The sequence below is a fragment of the Streptomyces yokosukanensis genome, from assembly GCF_001514035.1.
In the GTDB taxonomy this organism is placed as follows: Bacteria; Actinomycetota; Actinomycetes; order Streptomycetales; family Streptomycetaceae; genus Streptomyces; species Streptomyces yokosukanensis.
Genome location: NZ_KQ948216.1, coordinates 283,749 through 299,038, shown reverse-complemented (window position 1 = coordinate 299,038; position 15,290 = coordinate 283,749). Strand labels below are relative to the sequence as shown.

At 68.7% G+C, this 15,290-nt stretch carries 15 protein-coding genes; 3 read left to right on the top strand and 12 right to left on the bottom strand.

Features of this window, described 5'->3' with window-relative positions:
* Nucleotide 1: 1 nt before the first annotated feature.
* The 3 genes from AQI95_RS27390 to AQI95_RS27380 all read left to right on the top strand — a co-directional run bounded on the left by AQI95_RS27390 (nucleotide 2) and on the right by AQI95_RS27380 (nucleotide 3,803).
* Complete coding sequence (locus AQI95_RS27390; protein WP_067129301.1) at nucleotides 2-1,192, top strand: sensor histidine kinase; 1,191 nt, start codon at nucleotides 2-4, stop codon at nucleotides 1,190-1,192.
* Nucleotides 1,189-1,830 carry a response regulator gene (locus AQI95_RS27385; protein ID WP_067129298.1) on the top strand — a complete coding sequence of 214 codons (642 nt, stop codon included), beginning with the start codon at nucleotides 1,189-1,191 and terminating at the stop codon, nucleotides 1,828-1,830. Before AQI95_RS27390 ends, AQI95_RS27385 begins: the two co-directional genes overlap by 4 nt.
* A gap of 146 nt (nucleotides 1,831-1,976) precedes the next feature.
* Nucleotides 1,977-3,803, top strand: a complete 1,827-nt coding sequence (locus tag AQI95_RS27380; protein ID WP_067129295.1) for a glycoside hydrolase family 18 chitinase — start codon at nucleotides 1,977-1,979, stop codon at nucleotides 3,801-3,803.
* Nucleotides 3,804-3,874: 71 nt separating this feature from the next.
* Here AQI95_RS27380 and AQI95_RS27375 read toward each other — a convergent pair whose 3' ends face one another.
* The 12 genes from AQI95_RS27375 to AQI95_RS27320 form a co-directional block, all read right to left on the bottom strand.
* Nucleotides 3,875-4,321, bottom strand: coding sequence for a DUF2550 domain-containing protein (locus AQI95_RS27375; RefSeq protein WP_067129292.1), 447 nt, complete (start codon nucleotides 4,319-4,321; stop codon nucleotides 3,875-3,877).
* A gap of 145 nt (nucleotides 4,322-4,466) precedes the next feature.
* On the bottom strand, nucleotides 4,467-4,841 hold the full coding sequence (locus AQI95_RS27370) for a F0F1 ATP synthase subunit epsilon (protein ID WP_067129289.1): 375 nt from the start codon (nucleotides 4,839-4,841) through the stop codon (nucleotides 4,467-4,469).
* Nucleotides 4,842-4,951: 110 nt separating this feature from the next.
* Nucleotides 4,952-6,388, bottom strand: coding sequence for a F0F1 ATP synthase subunit beta (gene atpD / locus AQI95_RS27365; RefSeq protein ID WP_067129286.1), 1,437 nt, complete (start codon nucleotides 6,386-6,388; stop codon nucleotides 4,952-4,954).
* Nucleotides 6,388-7,302: a F0F1 ATP synthase subunit gamma gene (locus tag AQI95_RS27360; RefSeq protein WP_067129283.1), complete on the bottom strand. Its 915-nt coding sequence runs from the start codon at nucleotides 7,300-7,302 to the stop codon at nucleotides 6,388-6,390. Before AQI95_RS27360 ends, atpD begins: the two co-directional genes overlap by 1 nt.
* Nucleotides 7,303-7,323: 21 nt before the next feature.
* On the bottom strand, nucleotides 7,324-8,916 hold the full coding sequence (gene atpA / locus AQI95_RS27355; RefSeq protein WP_067129280.1) for a F0F1 ATP synthase subunit alpha: 1,593 nt from the start codon (nucleotides 8,914-8,916) through the stop codon (nucleotides 7,324-7,326).
* Nucleotides 8,917-9,064: 148 nt separating this feature from the next.
* Nucleotides 9,065-9,880, bottom strand: a complete 816-nt coding sequence (locus AQI95_RS27350) for a F0F1 ATP synthase subunit delta (RefSeq protein ID WP_067129277.1) — start codon at nucleotides 9,878-9,880, stop codon at nucleotides 9,065-9,067.
* Nucleotides 9,877-10,428 carry a F0F1 ATP synthase subunit B gene (locus AQI95_RS27345; protein WP_067129275.1) on the bottom strand — a complete coding sequence of 184 codons (552 nt, stop codon included), beginning with the start codon at nucleotides 10,426-10,428 and terminating at the stop codon, nucleotides 9,877-9,879. Before AQI95_RS27345 ends, AQI95_RS27350 begins: the two co-directional genes overlap by 4 nt.
* A 39-nt stretch (nucleotides 10,429-10,467) precedes the next feature.
* Nucleotides 10,468-10,707 carry an ATP synthase F0 subunit C gene (gene atpE / locus AQI95_RS27340; RefSeq protein ID WP_009190636.1) on the bottom strand — a complete coding sequence of 80 codons (240 nt, stop codon included), beginning with the start codon at nucleotides 10,705-10,707 and terminating at the stop codon, nucleotides 10,468-10,470.
* A gap of 78 nt (nucleotides 10,708-10,785) precedes the next feature.
* Nucleotides 10,786-11,604, bottom strand: a complete 819-nt coding sequence (atpB, locus tag AQI95_RS27335; RefSeq protein ID WP_482255589.1) for a F0F1 ATP synthase subunit A — start codon at nucleotides 11,602-11,604, stop codon at nucleotides 10,786-10,788.
* 225 nt (nucleotides 11,605-11,829) lie between these two features.
* Nucleotides 11,830-12,267: a Cg1360 family ATP-synthase-associated protein gene (locus tag AQI95_RS27330; RefSeq protein WP_067129268.1), complete on the bottom strand. Its 438-nt coding sequence runs from the start codon at nucleotides 12,265-12,267 to the stop codon at nucleotides 11,830-11,832.
* Between the two features lie 302 nt (nucleotides 12,268-12,569).
* Nucleotides 12,570-13,898, bottom strand: coding sequence for an MraY family glycosyltransferase (locus tag AQI95_RS27325; RefSeq protein WP_067129265.1), 1,329 nt, complete (start codon nucleotides 13,896-13,898; stop codon nucleotides 12,570-12,572).
* Nucleotides 13,899-14,049: 151 nt separating this feature from the next.
* On the bottom strand, nucleotides 14,050-15,288 hold the full coding sequence (locus AQI95_RS27320; protein WP_067129262.1) for a serine hydroxymethyltransferase: 1,239 nt from the start codon (nucleotides 15,286-15,288) through the stop codon (nucleotides 14,050-14,052).
* Nucleotides 15,289-15,290 lie beyond the last annotated feature (2 nt).

The following is a 15,290-nucleotide window of genomic DNA, read 5'->3' as shown; positions in this document are numbered from 1 at the left end:
CATGCCCCTGCTACCTCCCGGTCCCCACCGCCACGACGTCCGGATCGCCGTGGGCGGGCTGCTCGGCGGGGTGCTGCTGTGGCTGCTCGGCATCCATCCACGGGTTCCGTCGGACTCGCTCGTGCTGTGGGCCGCGCCCTGGGCCCCGCTGGTCCCGCTCGCCATGACGGCCGCCTGCGAGCCGCTGCGCCGCACCCGGCCCCACATCGGTCTGGCGATCGGCACGCTCGCCCTGACCCTGGACACGGTGACCGTCGGCAGCGTCGTCACCGTCGTGCTGTACACCGACCTGATGTACGCGGCCGTCCTGTACGGCACCCCGTCCTCGGCCCGCCGCATCCCGTGGATCACCGGACTGCTCACGGTGCTCGGCGGTGTCGCACCGGCCGCCCTCTGGCGCGATCCGCAGGCGCTGCTGATCGGTGTGGGCGTCGGCGTGGTCGCGCTGGCGCCCGCCGCGACCGGCTGGGTGGTGCGCAACCACCGCGACGCGGCCGAGGCCGCCCGGCTGCGTGCCGAACAGACCGCACTGCTCGCCGAGATGGACCGCACACAGGCGATCACGGCCGAACGAGCCGGGATGGCACGGGAGTTGCACGACATGGTGGCCAACCACCTGTCCGCGATCGCGATCCACTCCACCGCCGCGCTGTCCCTCGACGATCCGCAGACCTCCCGGGACGCGCTGAGCGTGATCCGGGAGAACAGTGTGAAGGGACTGGCCGAGATGCGACGGCTGATCGGCATCCTGCGGGACAGCAGCGGCGATCTGGAGCCGGCCGCGACACCGACCCTCGACGGTCTCGCCACCCTGGTCAAGGGCGCCTGCGCCAACGGCCTCGACGTCCGCCTGGAGGCCGGACACGGCCGGGTGCCGGCGCCGGTGGAGCTGGCCGCGTACCGGATCGTGCAGGAGTCGCTGACCAACGCGCTCAAGCACGCGGCGCCGGGGCCCGTCCGGGTCGCCCTGCGACAGGCCGACGGCACCCTGCACGTGAGCGTCACCAGCTCCTACCGGCCCGGTGACACCCCGCGCGCGCCCGGATCGGGCTCGGGACTGACGGGGATGCGGGAGCGAGCGGCCCTGCTCGGCGGCGGTTTCTCGGCCGGACCCGTGGCGGGCCTGTGGACCGTACGTGCCACGCTTCCCCTCACCGACACCGAAGCCCATTCCGAAGGAGACCTCCCGTGATCACTGTCCTCGTCGCCGAGGACCAGTCCGCCGTGCGCGCCGGGCTCGTCCTGATCCTGCGCAGCGCCCCCGACATCGAGGTGATCGGCGAGGCGGCGGACGGCGAGCGGGCGGTGGAGCTGGCGCGGGAACTGCGGCCGGACCTCGTGCTGATGGACGTGCAGATGCCGCGCCTGGACGGGGTGTCGGCGACCCGGCAGATCGTGGCGGAGCAGCTCGCCGACGTGCTGGTGCTGACCACCTTCGATCTGGACGAGTACGTGTTCGGGGCGCTGCGGGCGGGGGCGGCCGGGTTCCTGCTGAAGAACACCGAGGCGCGGGACCTGCTGGAGGCGGTGCGCACGGTGGCACGCGGGGAGGGGATCGTCGCACCGGCGGTGACCCGGCGGCTGATCTCCGAGTTCGCGGCGGGCCCGGTACGGGGGCCGAAGGCCGATCCGGCCGCGCTCGACGGGCTGACCCGGCGCGAGCGCGAGGTGCTGTCCTGTGTCGGGCAGGGGCTGTCGAACGCCGAGATCGCCGCGCGGCTGCAGACGGCGGAGGGCACGGTGAAGACGCATGTGAGCCGGCTGCTGGCCAAGCTGGGGCTGCGCAGCCGGGTCCAAGCGGCCGTACTGGCTCAGGAGTTGGGGATCTGAGAGGCGGCGCCGGAAGACCGGAGCCGGATTGGTCCAGACCTATTGACCCGTGGTCCAGACCTTCCTACTCTCACAGCACCATGGGTGTGAAGGCTCAGTCATGCCCCTGACACCCCCTTACATTCCCCATAACGAGGAGGCGCAGCATGCGCTTCAGACTCAGACACAGAGCCGCGGCGGGCTTCGCGACCCTGCTGCTCCCCCTGGCCGGCCTCGTCGGTCTTGCGGGCCCCGCCCAGGCCGCGGGCAACGCGACGGCGAGCTTCACCAAGACCAGCGACTGGGGAACCGGCTTCGGTGGTCAGTGGACCATCAAGAACACCGGCGCCTCCAGCATCAGCTCCTGGACCGTCGAGTGGGACTTCCCCTCCGGTACGTCCGTCACCTCCGCCTGGGACGCGGACGTCACCAGCTCCGGCAACCACTGGACCGCCAAGAACAAGTCCTACAACGGCAGCATCGCCCCCGGCGCCTCCGTCTCCTTCGGCTTCAACGGCTCAGGCTCGGGCTCGCCTGCCAACTGCAAGCTGAACGGCGACAGTTGCGACGGTACGACGGTCCCCGGTGACGCGGCGCCCTCCGCGCCGGGCACCCCGACCGCCTCGGCCGTCACCGACACCTCGGCCAAGCTCTCCTGGGGCGCGGCCACCGACGACAAGGGCGTGAAGAACTACGACGTCCTGCGCGACGGCAAGGTCGTCTCCACCGTGACGACGACCTCGTACACGGACAGCGGCCTGAGTGCCGGCACCGACTACTCCTACACCGTGCAGGCCCGCGACACCGCCGACCAGACCGGCCCGGTCAGCGGCGCGGTCAAGGTGCACACCACCGGCGGCGGCACCACTCCCCCGCCCACCGGCGACAAGGTCAAGCTCGGCTACTTCACCGAGTGGGGCATCTACGGCCGCAACTACAACGTCAAGAACCTGGTGACGTCCGGCTCCGCGGCGAAGATCACGCACATCAACTACGCCTTCGGCAACGTGACGAACGGCCAGTGCGCGATCGGCGACTCCTACGCCGACTACGACAAGGCCTTCACCGCCGACCAGTCGGTCAGCGGCGTGGCCGACACCTGGGACCAGCCGCTGCGCGGCAATTTCAACCAGCTGCGCGAGCTGAAGGCCAAGTACCCGAACCTCAAGATCCTGTGGTCCTTCGGCGGCTGGACCTGGTCCGGTGGGTTCGCCCAGGCCGCGGCCAACCCCACCGCGTTCGCGGACTCCTGCTACAGCCTGGTCAACGACCCGCGCTGGGCCGATGTCTTCGACGGCATCGACATCGACTGGGAGTACCCGAACGCCTGCGGCCTGTCCTGCGACACCAGCGGGGCGGCAGCCTTCAAGAACGTGATGGCCGCGCTGCGCGCCAAGTTCGGTTCGAGCAAGCTGGTCACCGCCGCGGTCACCGCCGACGGCTCCTCCGGCGGCAAGATCGAGGCCGCGGACTACGCGGGCGCCGCCCAGTACGTCGACTGGTACAACGTGATGACGTACGACTTCTTCGGCGCCTGGGACGCCCAGGGCCCCACCGCCCCGCACTCCCCGCTCACCTCGTACTCCGGCATCCCGAAGGCCGGCTTCACCACCGCTGACGCGATCGCCAAGTACAAGTCCGTCGGCGTCCCCGCGTCCAAGCTGCTCCTCGGCATCGGCCTCTACGGCCGCGGCTGGACCGGCGTCACCCAGGACGCCCCGGGCGGCACGGCCACGGGACCCGCGGCCGGCACCTACGAACAGGGCATCGAGGACTACAAGGTGCTCAAGACGTCCTGCCCCGTCACCGGCACCATCGCCGGCACCGCGTACGCCCACTGCGGCAGCAACTGGTGGTCGTACGACACCCCGTCGACGATCGCCGGAAAGATGAGCTGGGCGAAGTCCCAGGGCCTCGGCGGCGCGTTCTTCTGGGAGTTCAGCGGCGACACCGGCGACGGTGAACTGGTGAACGCCATCAGCAGCAACCTGTAAAGAACCTCAAGCGACGTTGACGCTCCCCCAGACTTCGTCCGGGGGTACCCCCACACAGCGTGTGAATGTGGCTACGCCACATTCACACGCTGTCCGGGCGGGGCTGCCTCCAGCCACGCGAGGAATCCGGTCAGCGCGTCTTCGCTCATGGCGAGTTCGAGGCGCGTGCCCCGATGCGTACAGGCGAGGACCACCGCGTCGGAGAGCAGCGCCAGTTCCTCCTCGCCCTCGGGCAACCGGCGGCCGGCCACCTCGATCTGCGCACGCTCCAGGGTGCGGCGGGGGCGCAGGGCGTAGGAGAAGACCCGGTACCACTCGATGCGGTCGCCGTTGTAGCGGGCGACGCCGTAGCTCCAGCCCTTTCCGCCCGCGTCCGGTTTCTCGGCCACGTCCCAGCGCAGGGAACAGTCGAAGGTGCCGCCGGAACGCTGGATGAGTCTGCGCCGCAGCCCGAACAGGAACAGTCCCGCCACCACGAGCGCGACCACGATCCCGCACACAGTCAGAGCGAGGATCATCGGCACCGACCTCCTCGTCTCCTAGGCACTGCAACTGTCACTGGGTAATGAAACCGGAAAAACACCCACATCTGCCTCAGCCGCGACCGGCACCGGATTGCTCCGGGCCGGCCGCGGCTGAGTCACGTCATACCGCGCGCTGGACTCAGCGCGCCGCCGCCGCACGCAGGCGGACATCTGCGCGGCGCTCGGCGGCGGCATCGCCCTCCGCCTTCGCGCGCTCCAGCTCCCGCTCCGTGCGCTGGACATCGATCTCGTCCGACAGCTCGGCGATCTCGGCCAGCAGCGACAGCTTGTCGTCCGCGAACGAGATGAAACCGCCGTGCACCGCAGCGACGACCGTTCCACCATCACTCGTACGGATGGTCACCGGGCCCGACTCCAGCACACCGAGCAGCGGCTGGTGACCGGGCATGACGCCGATGTCGCCGGACGTGGTGCGCGCGACGACCAGGGTGGCCTCGCCGGACCAGACCTGGCGGTCGGCGGCGACCAGCTCGACGTGCAGCTCAGCAGCCAAGGGTGGCTCCTCGGGTCACCACCCGGCGGTAGTGCCGGGTGTTGGGGTCAATTCTAAAGGGCGTGGGTGAGGGGGTGGGACGCGCCCACCCCCTCACACGAGCACGGGGCTCAGGAGACGCCCAGCTCCTTGGCGTTGGCCTTGAGGTCCTCGATGCCACCGCACATGAAGAACGCCTGCTCGGGGAAGTGGTCGTACTCACCGTCGCAGATCGCGTTGAACGCGGCGATCGACTCGTCGAGCGGCACGTCCGAACCGTCCACGCCGGTGAACTGCTTGGCGACGTGGGTGTTCTGGGACAGGAAGCGCTCCACACGACGGGCACGGTGGACAACGAGCTTGTCCTCCTCGCCCAGCTCGTCGATACCGAGGATCGCGATGATGTCCTGGAGGTCCTTGTACTTCTGCAGGATCGTCTTCACGCGCATGGCCGCGTTGTAGTGATCCGCGGCGATGTAGCGCGGGTCCAGGATCCGGGACGTGGAGTCCAGCGGGTCCACGGCCGGGTAGATGCCCTTCTCGGAGATCGGACGGGACAGAACCGTCGTCGCGTCGAGGTGGGCGAAGGTGGTGGCCGGGGCCGGGTCGGTCAGGTCGTCCGCGGGGACGTAGATCGCCTGCATCGAGGTGATCGAGTGACCACGGGTCGAGGTGATGCGCTCCTGGAGGAGGCCCATCTCGTCGGCCAGGTTCGGCTGGTAGCCCACCGCGGAGGGCATACGGCCGAGCAGGGTCGACACCTCGGAACCGGCCTGCGTGAAGCGGAAGATGTTGTCGATGAAGAACAGCACGTCCTGCTTCTGGACGTCACGGAAGTACTCGGCCATGGTGAGGCCGGCCAGCGCGACGCGCAGACGGGTGCCCGGGGGCTCGTCCATCTGGCCGAAGACGAGCGCGGTCTTGTCGATGACGCCCGAGTCGGACATCTCCTCGATGAGGTCGTTGCCCTCACGGGTGCGCTCGCCGACACCGGCGAACACGGAGACACCGTCGTGGTTGTTGGCGACGCGGTAGATCATCTCCTGGATGAGCACCGTCTTGCCGACGCCGGCACCACCGAACAGACCGATCTTGCCGCCCTTGACGTACGGGGTCAGCAGGTCGATGACCTTGACGCCGGTCTCGAACATCTCGGTCTTCGACTCGAGCTCGTCGAAGTTCGGGGCCTTGCGGTGGATGCCCCAGCGCTCGCCGTCGTACTGCTCGTCGACGTTCAGCACCTCACCGAGGGTGTTGAACACCTTGCCCTTGGTGAAGTCACCGACGGGCACCGTGATGGAGTTGCCGGTGTCCGTGACCGGGGCCTGGCGGACCAGGCCGTCGGTGGGCTGCATGGAGATGGTGCGGACCAGGCCGTCACCCAGGTGCTGGGCGACCTCCAGGGTCAGCGTCTTCTTCTCGCCCGCGTTCGCCGGGTCGGCGACCTCGACGTGCAGGGCGTTGTAGATGTCCGGCATCGCGTCGACGGGGAACTCCACGTCGACAACCGGGCCGATGACCCGGGCGACGCGGCCCGTAGCCGTCGCGGTCTCAACAGTGGTGGTCATTATCGGTCACTCCCCGCGGTCGCGTCGGCCAGGGCGCTCGCGCCACCGACGATCTCGCTGATTTCCTGGGTGATTTCGGCCTGGCGGGCCGCGTTGGCAAGACGGGAGAGCGTGTTGATCAGCTCGCCCGCGTTGTCGGTGGCCGACTTCATCGCGCGCCGCGTGGCGGCGTGCTTCGAAGCGGCCGACTGGAGCAGCGCGTTGTAGATGCGGCTCTCCACGTAGCGCGGCAGCAGGGCGTCGAGGACGTCCTCCGCCGAGGGCTCGAAGTCGTACAGCGGCAGGATCTCGCCCTTGGGCGCCTGCTCCGCGACCTCTTCGAGACGCAGCGGAAGGAGCCGGGCATCCAGCGCCGTCTGCGTCATCATCGAGACGAACTCGGTGAAGACGATGTGGAGTTCGTCCACACCACCCTCGGCCGTTTCCTTCTCGATGGCCTCGATCAGGGGCGCCGCGACCTTCTTGGCGTCCGCGTACGTCGGCTCGTCCGTGAAGCCCGTGAACGTCTCCGCGACCTTGCGCTCACGGAAGTTGTAGTGGGCGACACCGCGGCGGCCGACGATGTACGTCTCCACCTGCTTGCCGTCGCGCTCCAGGCGCTCGGTCAGCTGCTCCGCCGCCTTGATGGCGTTGGAGTTGAAGGCACCGGCGAGGCCCCGGTCGCTCGTGAGGAGCAGGACCGCGGCACGGGCCGGGTTCTCCGCCTCCGTGGTGAGCGGGTGCTTGGTGTTCGACCCGGTACCGACCGCCGTGACCGCGCGCGTCAGCTCGGTCGCGTACGGCGTGGAGGCCGCCACCTTGCGCTGCGCCTTGACGACGCGCGAGGCGGCGATCATCTCCATCGCCTTGGTGATCTTCTTGGTCGCGCTGACGGATCGGATGCGACGCTTGTAGACCCGGAGCTGGGCTCCCATGAGTCAGGTCCCTTCCTTACGTCACTTGGCGGCAGCGGCAGGAACGTCCTCGCCGAGCAGCTTGCCGTCCGAGGTCTCGAACTGCTTCTTGAACTCGGCCACTGCGTCGTCGATCGCCTGGATCGTGTCGCTCGACATCTTGGCGCCCTCCTTGATGGAGGTCATCAGGCCCTGGTGCTTCCGGTGCAGGAAGTCGATCAGTTCCTTCTCGAAGCGGCGGATGTCGGCGACCGGGACCTCGTCCATACGGCCGTTGGTGCCGGCCCAGACGGAGACGACCTGGTCCTCGGTGGCCATCGGCTGGTACTGGTCCTGCTTCAGCAGCTCGACCATGCGCGAACCGCGCTCCAGCTGCGCCTTGGAGGCCGCGTCCAGGTCGGAACCGAAGGCGGCGAACGCCTCCAGCTCACGGAACTGGGCGAGGTCCACACGGAGGCGGCCGGAGACCTGGCGCATCGCCTTGTGCTGCGCGGAACCACCGACTCGGGAGACGGAGATACCGACGTTCAGCGCGGGACGCTGACCGGCGTTGAACAGGTCCGACTCCAGGAAGCACTGGCCGTCGGTGATGGAGATGACGTTGGTCGGGATGAACGCCGAGACGTCGTTGGCCTTGGTCTCGACGATCGGCAGACCGGTCATCGAACCGGCACCCATGTCGTCGGAGAGCTTGGCGCAGCGCTCCAGCAGACGGGAGTGCAGGTAGAACACGTCACCCGGGTAGGCCTCACGGCCCGGCGGACGGCGCAGCAGCAGGGACACGGCGCGGTAGGCGTCGGCCTGCTTCGAGAGGTCGTCGAAGATGATGAGGACGTGCTTGCCCTCGTACATCCACTGCTGGCCGATGGCCGAACCGGTGTACGGCGCCAGGTACTTGAAGCCGGCCGGGTCGGACGCCGGGGCGGCGACGATGGTCGTGTACTCCAGGGCGCCGTTCTCCTCCAGCGCACGGCGCACGCCGGCGATGGTGGAGCCCTTCTGGCCGATGGCGACGTAGATGCAGCGGACCTGCTTCTTCGGGTCGCCGGTGCGCCAGTTGTCGCGCTGGTTGATGATCGTGTCGACGGCCAGGGCGGTCTTGCCGGTCTGACGGTCACCGATGATCAGCTGACGCTGACCACGGCCGATCGGGGTCATCGCGTCGACGGCCTTGTAGCCCGTCTCCATCGGCTCGTGCACCGACTTGCGCTGCATGACCGTGGGGGCCTGCAGTTCAAGGGCGCGGCGGCCGGACGTCTCGATCTCGCCGAGGCCGTCGATCGGGTTGCCGAGCGGGTCGACAACGCGGCCGAGGTAGCCCTCGCCGACCGCGACGGAGAGGACCTCACCGGTACGCGTGACCGGCTGACCCTCCTCGACGCCGCTGAACTCACCGAGGACGATGGCGCCGATCTCGCGCTCTTCCAGGTTGAGTGCGAGGCCGAGGGTGCCGTCCTCGAACTTCAGCAGTTCGTTGGCCATGGCCGAGGGAAGACCCTCGATCTTCGCGATGCCGTCGCCGGCAAGGGTGACCGTACCGACCTCCTCGCGCGAGGCCGCGTCCGGCTTGTACGACTGGACGAAGTTCTCCAGCGCGTCCCGGATCTCCTCCGGCCGGATCGTGAGCTCCGCCATCTGGGTTCCCTGCTCTCCTTGTTGGGCCCGAAGTTTCACTTGGGGGGATGGGGACTCCCCCCTGAAAGAGGTGAATCCTCTGCACGGCCCAACCAGGGCCGTAAGTACGTACTGCGTTTTCTCGAGTTGTCGAGTTACTGCGTCGCTGCTAGCTCGCCATGCGGCGGGCGGCCTCTTCCAGCCGGTCCGCGAGGGAGCCGTTGATGACCTCGTCACCGACCTGCACCCGGATACCGCCGACGACCTCGGGGTCCACGTCCAGATTGAGGTGCATCCGGCGGCCGTAGAGCTTGGCGAGTGCGGCGCCGAGGCGCTGCTTCTGGCCATCGCTCAGCGGCACCGCCGAGGTGACGACGGCGACCATGCGGTCCCGGCGCTCGGCGGCGAGCTTGGACAGGGACTCCAGTCCCGACTCCAGGCTACGTCCACGCGGCGCGGTCACAAGACGCGCGACCAGGCGCTCGGTGACCGGCTTGGCCCGTCCGCCGAGCAGCCGGTGCAGCAGCTCGGTCTTGGCCGCCGTACCGGCGGCACGGTCGGTCAGCGCGGCGCGCAGCTCGGTGCTGGAGGAGACGATCCGGCCGAACCGGAACAGCTCGTCCTCGGCGTCGTCCAGGGTGCCCGTCTTCTCCGCGGCCGTGAGGTCGGCGATGTTCGCCAGCTCCTCCAGCGCGTCCACCAGGTCGCGGGTCTGCGACCAGCGGGAGCGCGCCATTCCGGCCACCAGGTCGGCGGTCGCACCGCTGACCTGGGCGCCGATCAGACGCTGGACCAGTTCCGCCTTGGCCTCTGCGGGCTGCGCCGGGTCGGTGAGGACCCGGCGCAGGCCGGCCTCGCGGTCGAGCAGCGCGGTGACGGCCGCCAGCTCGTCCGCGAGCTGCGCGGCGTCCACGGACGTGGAGTTCGTCAGCGCGTCGAGACGCTCACGTGCGGCTGCCAGGGCCTCGCGGCTCGCTCCGTTCATCGCGTGGCCTCGGCCTTCTCCTCGAGCTCGTCGAGGAAGCGGTCGATCACACGGCTCTGGCGGGCGTGGTCCTCGAGGGACTCGCCGACGAGCTTGCCGGCCAGGTCGGTGGCAAGCTTGCCGACGTCCTGGCGCAGCGCGGACGCGGCGGCCTTGCGGTCGGCCTCGATCTGCGAGTGACCGGCGGTGACGATCTCCTCGCGCTGCCGCTGGCCCTCGGCCCGCATCTCGGCGATGAGCGCGGCACCCTGCTCCTGCGCCTCCTGACGCAGGCGCGCGGCCTCGTGCCGAGCCTCGGCGAGCTGAGCCTTGTACTGCTCAAGGACGCTCTGGGCCTCGACCTTCATGGCGTCGGCCTCTTCGATACCGCCTTCGATCGCCGCGCGGCGCTCCTCCAGAACCTTGTTGATGTTCGGAAGCAGCTTCTTCCAGAAGAAGAAGAACACGATGGCGAAGGCGATGGTGCCGATGAGCAGCTCGGGACCGGCGGGGACGAGCGGGTTCTGCTTCGTCTCCTCGGCCGCCAGCTGTGCCAGGTTGGCGATCACATCAGTGCCTTTCGTCGAAACGTGTCGGTGGAGGGTTGATTACCGACCGAACACGAACGGCATAACGATGCCGATGAGGGCGAGCGCCTCACAGAAGGCGAAGCCCAGGATCTGGTTGGCACGGATCAGGCCGGCCGCCTCGGGCTGGCGGGCCAGGGCCTGGGTGCCGTTACCGAAGATGATGCCGACGCCGATGCCGGGGCCGATGGCCGCAAGGCCGTAGCCGATGGAACCGAGGGAACCGGAGACGCCGGCGGCGAGGTCGATGGCAGCGGACATGCCGTTTCTTCCTTCTCTTTTACGGACCGGTGGGGGTTGGCCACCGGACGACAGGGGGTTGGCGGGGAGTGGTACGGCTCAGTGGTGCTCGGCGAGAGCGCCCTGAATGTAGGAGCAGGCCAGCAGCACGAAGACGTACGCCTGGACGGCCTGGACGAACAGCTCGAAGAGGATCATGGCGATCGTCATCACGAAGGAGACGCCGGCGCCCACGACCAGCCAGCTGTTCAGCAGGTACCAGGAGGCCACGGTGAACATGACCAGCATCAGGTGACCGGCGAACATGTTGGCGAACAGTCGCACCGCGTGCGTGAAGGGGCGGACCAGCAGGTTCGAGAAGAACTCGATGACCATGACGAGCGGCAGCACCGCGCCGAGCGACTTGTCGTAGCCCGTGACGTTCTTGAAGAAGCCGACGAAGCCGTGCTTCTTGAAGGTGAGCGCGACCCAGGTGATGTAGACGATCGCGGCCAGCACCATCGGGAACGCGATGACCGAGGACACCGGGAACTGGGCCAGCGGGATCACGGACCAGACGTTCATGAGCCAGACGAAGAAGAAGAGGGAGACCATGAGCGGCACCCACTTCTCGCCCTCGCGCTTGCCGAGGGTCTCGTACACGATGCCGCGGCGCACGAAGTCGTAGCCGGCCTCGCCGACCATCTGCAGCTTGCCCGGGACGACCTTCGCCTTGCCGAAGGCGGCCGAGAAGAAGACGACGATGAGCAGCGTGGTGACGAGCGCGAGCAGCATCACCTTGTTGAACTCGAAGCCCCCGACGGTGAAGAGCGGCTTGAACAGGAACGAGTTCAGGCCCGGGGCCGGGAAGCCACACCCGTTGTCGGACATGATCCGACAACTCCAGTCAAAGGCGAGCTGGGTCTGGTCAGCACTCACCACGGGCTCCTTCGGCGTGACGCATGGGTACGGCAACCTCGTTGTGTCGGCGCGGCGCACGGCCGCGGATCGGCACCGGACTGGTGTTACGGATGTGGGGGCGACTGGGGGCCCTCGAGCCTCGCCATTGAGCAGGCGTCAGCTCAGATGCCCGCGCCCGCGATGCCGCAGTTGGCACCGGACGATAGCAGGAGATCTCACAGCCCTTTATCCCGCCCCTACCCCTCACGACGACGGCCCTGTCTTCTCGGGCTTCTCACTCTTCGAAGGGTCCGGATCGACGTAGAAGATCTTGGCCTTCATGTGCGCGCGAGCCTGCGCGGCCATCCACACGACCGTCGCGACGACGAGCGACACGGCGAACGTCTTCGGGTTGAAGAGAGAGGTGTCCTTGAAAACAGCGACGAAGATCAGGAGGAGCAGCAACTGTGCGACGTAGAGCAGGAGCCCCATCATCTGGAACAGCTGGGGGAGCGTTTTTGCCGTCCACTGCAGCACGTAGAGGCCGAGTCCCATGAACAGGATGGCCAGCACCGTACCGACGGCCGCGCCGAGCGCACCCTTGCCCCCCGCGACCGCTGCGCTCACGGCGACAGCGATCGCGCCTGCGATCGCTGTGGGCACAGCGATCTGCAGAAGGTTCCGGGCGTCATTGGACGGCATGGCGGCAACTCCGCTTTCACAGGGGGCAGGGTGTCGTCATGGACGAGCGTAGTCCCGGGCTGAGTGATCGAGACCTCACACCAATGGACCGTCGCACTACGGTCCTTCGGCTCTATCCGGGGTTCTCGTGAACCGTATCACAAACTATTTGATGAGGTCTTTACCTGCTAGGTGTGCTTGGTGTCACACATGAGAGTGACAGTGCGCGTCTGTGCAAAAACCGGGCCCACTTGTCTGGTATTAGGGGACTTTGATCCCCCATGAATGGGCAATGCTCTCGCCAGATTCTTACCTTGAGCGTTTCAGCGGCGATCAACAAAACGCGAACGAGGGCCGATCGCGGTCGCCCCGTTGACACCCGAGATTCCGGCCGTGACGGGGGCCCGCTCCTCGGTCTCCTTCGCCCCGCGGCTCTCCTCGGCCGCACCGGCCTCGGCCGGCACCGCCCCGTCGGCCGCACCGCCCCGCCGGCGGTAGCGCGGCGGCACGAACCGCTGCGCCCAGACGGGCACCCGCGGCGTGAAGCGCGGGAGCAGCAGCAGGACCAGGCCGATGGCGCTGAGGAACACCACGCCGAGGACGATCCACATCGAGGCCGAGTTGACCGAGTACGCCAGCGCGCCGAAGGCGATCAGGGCCGACCAGAAGTACATGATCAGCACCGCCCGGCTGTGCGAGTGGCCGATCTCCAGCAGCCGGTGGTGCAGATGCCCGCGGTCCGCGGCGAACGGGGACTGGCCGCGCCAGGTGCGGCGGACGATGGCCAGCACGAGGTCCGCGGCCGGTACGGCGATGATCGTCAGCGGCAGCAGCAGTGGGATGTAGACCGGGACCGTCGCGTGCACCGCGGCCCTCTCGGAGCCCGCGTACAGGTTCAGCGCGTCCGGGTCGAGCTGGCCGGTGATCGAGATCGCGCCCGCGGCCAGCACCAGCCCGATCAGCATCGAGCCCGAGTCGCCCATGAAGATCCGCGCGGGATGCATGTTGTGCGGCAGGAAGCCCAGGCACATCCCCATCAGGATCGCCGCGAACAGCGTGCCGGGGGCGGCGGCCTCGATGCCGTACGAGTACCAGATCCGGTAGGCGTACAGGAAGAACGCGCCGGCCGCGATGCACACCATGCCCGCCGCGAGGCCGTCCAGGCCGTCGACGAAGTTCACCGCGTTGATCGTGATGACGACGAGCGCCACGGTCAGCAGGGTGCCCTGCCACTGGGTGAGCGCCACGTTGCCGACGCCCGGGATGGGCAGCCACAGGATCGTCAGACCCTGCATGACCATCACGCCCGCGGCGATCATCTGGCCGCCCAGCTTGATCAGCGCGTCGATCTCGAACTTGTCGTCCAGGACGCCGATCAGCCAGATCAGGGCCGCGCCGGAGAGCAGGGCCCGCGGTTCGTTCGACTTCGCGAAGACCTCGTTGAGGTTGGTCAGGTGGTCCGCGACCAGCAGGCCCGCGCACAGGCCGAAGAACATGGCGATACCGCCGAGGCGCGGAGTGGGTTCCCGGTGCACGTCACGTGCCCGGATCTCCGGCATCGCCCCGGCCACGATCGCGAACTTCCGTACCGGCCCTGTCAGCAGGTACGTCACCGCGGCCGTGATGCAGAGCGTCAGCAGGTATTCACGCACGGGCTTCCCCACAGGTCTCGCTGGCCATCACAGCCCCACACCCTAGCGATGGACGTATATGGATGGGGACTTCCGGGTAGCCATGATGGTTGCACGCGCGGCTGTGGACCACGGCACAGATCGGCTCGTACGAGGACCCGCCCACCCCCGTTCAGGCCGGATACGGCGGAAAATCGCCGGTCAGCGCGCGCACCTCGTCCCGCGTGCGGGCCGGATCGGTCTCACCGCGCAGCACGTCGGCGATCAGCCCCGCGATCCGCACCATCTCCGGCTCCCCCATGCCCTGCGTGGTCACCGCGGCGGTGCCCAGGCGCAGACCGCGGCCGTCGCCGTGAGGCAGCGCACAGCAGTCCAGGACGATCCCGGCGGCGGCCAGCCTGCCGCGTGCCGTGCGGCCGTCCACACCGAGCGGGGCGGGGTCGGCGGTGATCAGATGGGTGTCCGTGCCGCCCGTGGTGACGGCGAGGCCCTCGGCGGCCAGCCGGTCGGCCAGCACCCTGGCATGAGCGACCACCTGATGGGCGTACACGCCGAACGCCGGTGTTGCCGCCTCGCCGAACGCCACGGCCTTCGCGGCGATCGTGTGCATCTGCGCACCGCCCTGGGTGAACGGGAACACCGCCCGGTCCACGCGCTCGGCCAGCTCGCTCCCGCACAGGATCATCCCGCCGCGCGGCCCGCGGAGCACCTTGTGGGTGGTCGCGCAGACGATGTCGGCGTACGGCACCGGGTTCGGCGCCGCGCCGCCGGCGACCAGCCCGATCGGATGGGCGGCGTCGGCGATCAGATAGGCCCCGACCTCGTCGGCGACCTCGCGGAAGAAGGCGTAGTCGATGTGGCGCGGGTAGGCGATCGAGCCGCACACGATCGCCTTCGGCCGGTGGTTGCGGGCGAGGTGGCGGACCTGGTCGTGGTCGATGAGCCCGGTCTCCGCGTCCACCCCGTACCCCACGAAGTCGAACCAGCGCCCGGAGAAGTTCGCGGGCGAGCCGTGGGTGAGATGGCCGCCGTAGTGCAGGCCGAGGGCGAGGACGGTGTCGCCGGGGCGCAGCAGGGCGGCGTAGGCGGCGAGGACGGCCGAAGAGCCGGAGTGGGCCTGGACGTTGGCGTGCTCGGCTCCGAAGAGCGCCTTGGCCCGCTCCACGGCGAGCCGCTCGGCGACGTCGACGAACTCGCAGCCGCCGTGGTGCCGGGCACCGGGGTAGCCCTCGGCGTACTTGTTGGCGAGCGGCGAGCCGAGCGCGGCCAGCACGGCGGGCGAGGTGAAGTTCTCGGCGGCGATCAGCTGCAGCGAGGTCGACTGCCGGCGCAGTTCACCGAGCAGGATCTCGGCCAGCTCGGGGTCCTGCAGCCGCAGGACGTCGGTCTCGAGGGTGTGGGTGACCGACATGG

Coding starts and splice junctions, on each gene's coding strand:
- AQI95_RS27360 (WP_067129283.1), bottom strand. CDS start 7,302: ATGGGAGCCCAGCTCCGGGTCTACAAGCGTCGCATCCGATCCGTCAGC.
- atpD (WP_067129286.1), bottom strand. CDS start 6,388: ATGACCACCACTGTTGAGACCGCGACGGCTACGGGCCGCGTCGCCCGG.
- AQI95_RS27350 (WP_067129277.1), bottom strand. CDS start 9,880: ATGAACGGAGCGAGCCGCGAGGCCCTGGCAGCCGCACGTGAGCGTCTC.
- AQI95_RS27390 (WP_067129301.1), top strand. CDS start 2: ATGCCCCTGCTACCTCCCGGTCCCCACCGCCACGACGTCCGGATCGCC.
- AQI95_RS27320 (WP_067129262.1), bottom strand. CDS start 15,288: ATGTCGGTCACCCACACCCTCGAGACCGACGTCCTGCGGCTGCAGGAC.
- AQI95_RS27375 (WP_067129292.1), bottom strand. CDS start 4,321: ATGATCCTCGCTCTGACTGTGTGCGGGATCGTGGTCGCGCTCGTGGTG.
- atpE (WP_009190636.1), bottom strand. CDS start 10,707: ATGTCCGCTGCCATCGACCTCGCCGCCGGCGTCTCCGGTTCCCTCGGT.
- AQI95_RS27330 (WP_067129268.1), bottom strand. CDS start 12,267: ATGCCGTCCAATGACGCCCGGAACCTTCTGCAGATCGCTGTGCCCACA.
- AQI95_RS27380 (WP_067129295.1), top strand. CDS start 1,977: ATGCGCTTCAGACTCAGACACAGAGCCGCGGCGGGCTTCGCGACCCTG.
- atpA (WP_067129280.1), bottom strand. CDS start 8,916: ATGGCGGAGCTCACGATCCGGCCGGAGGAGATCCGGGACGCGCTGGAG.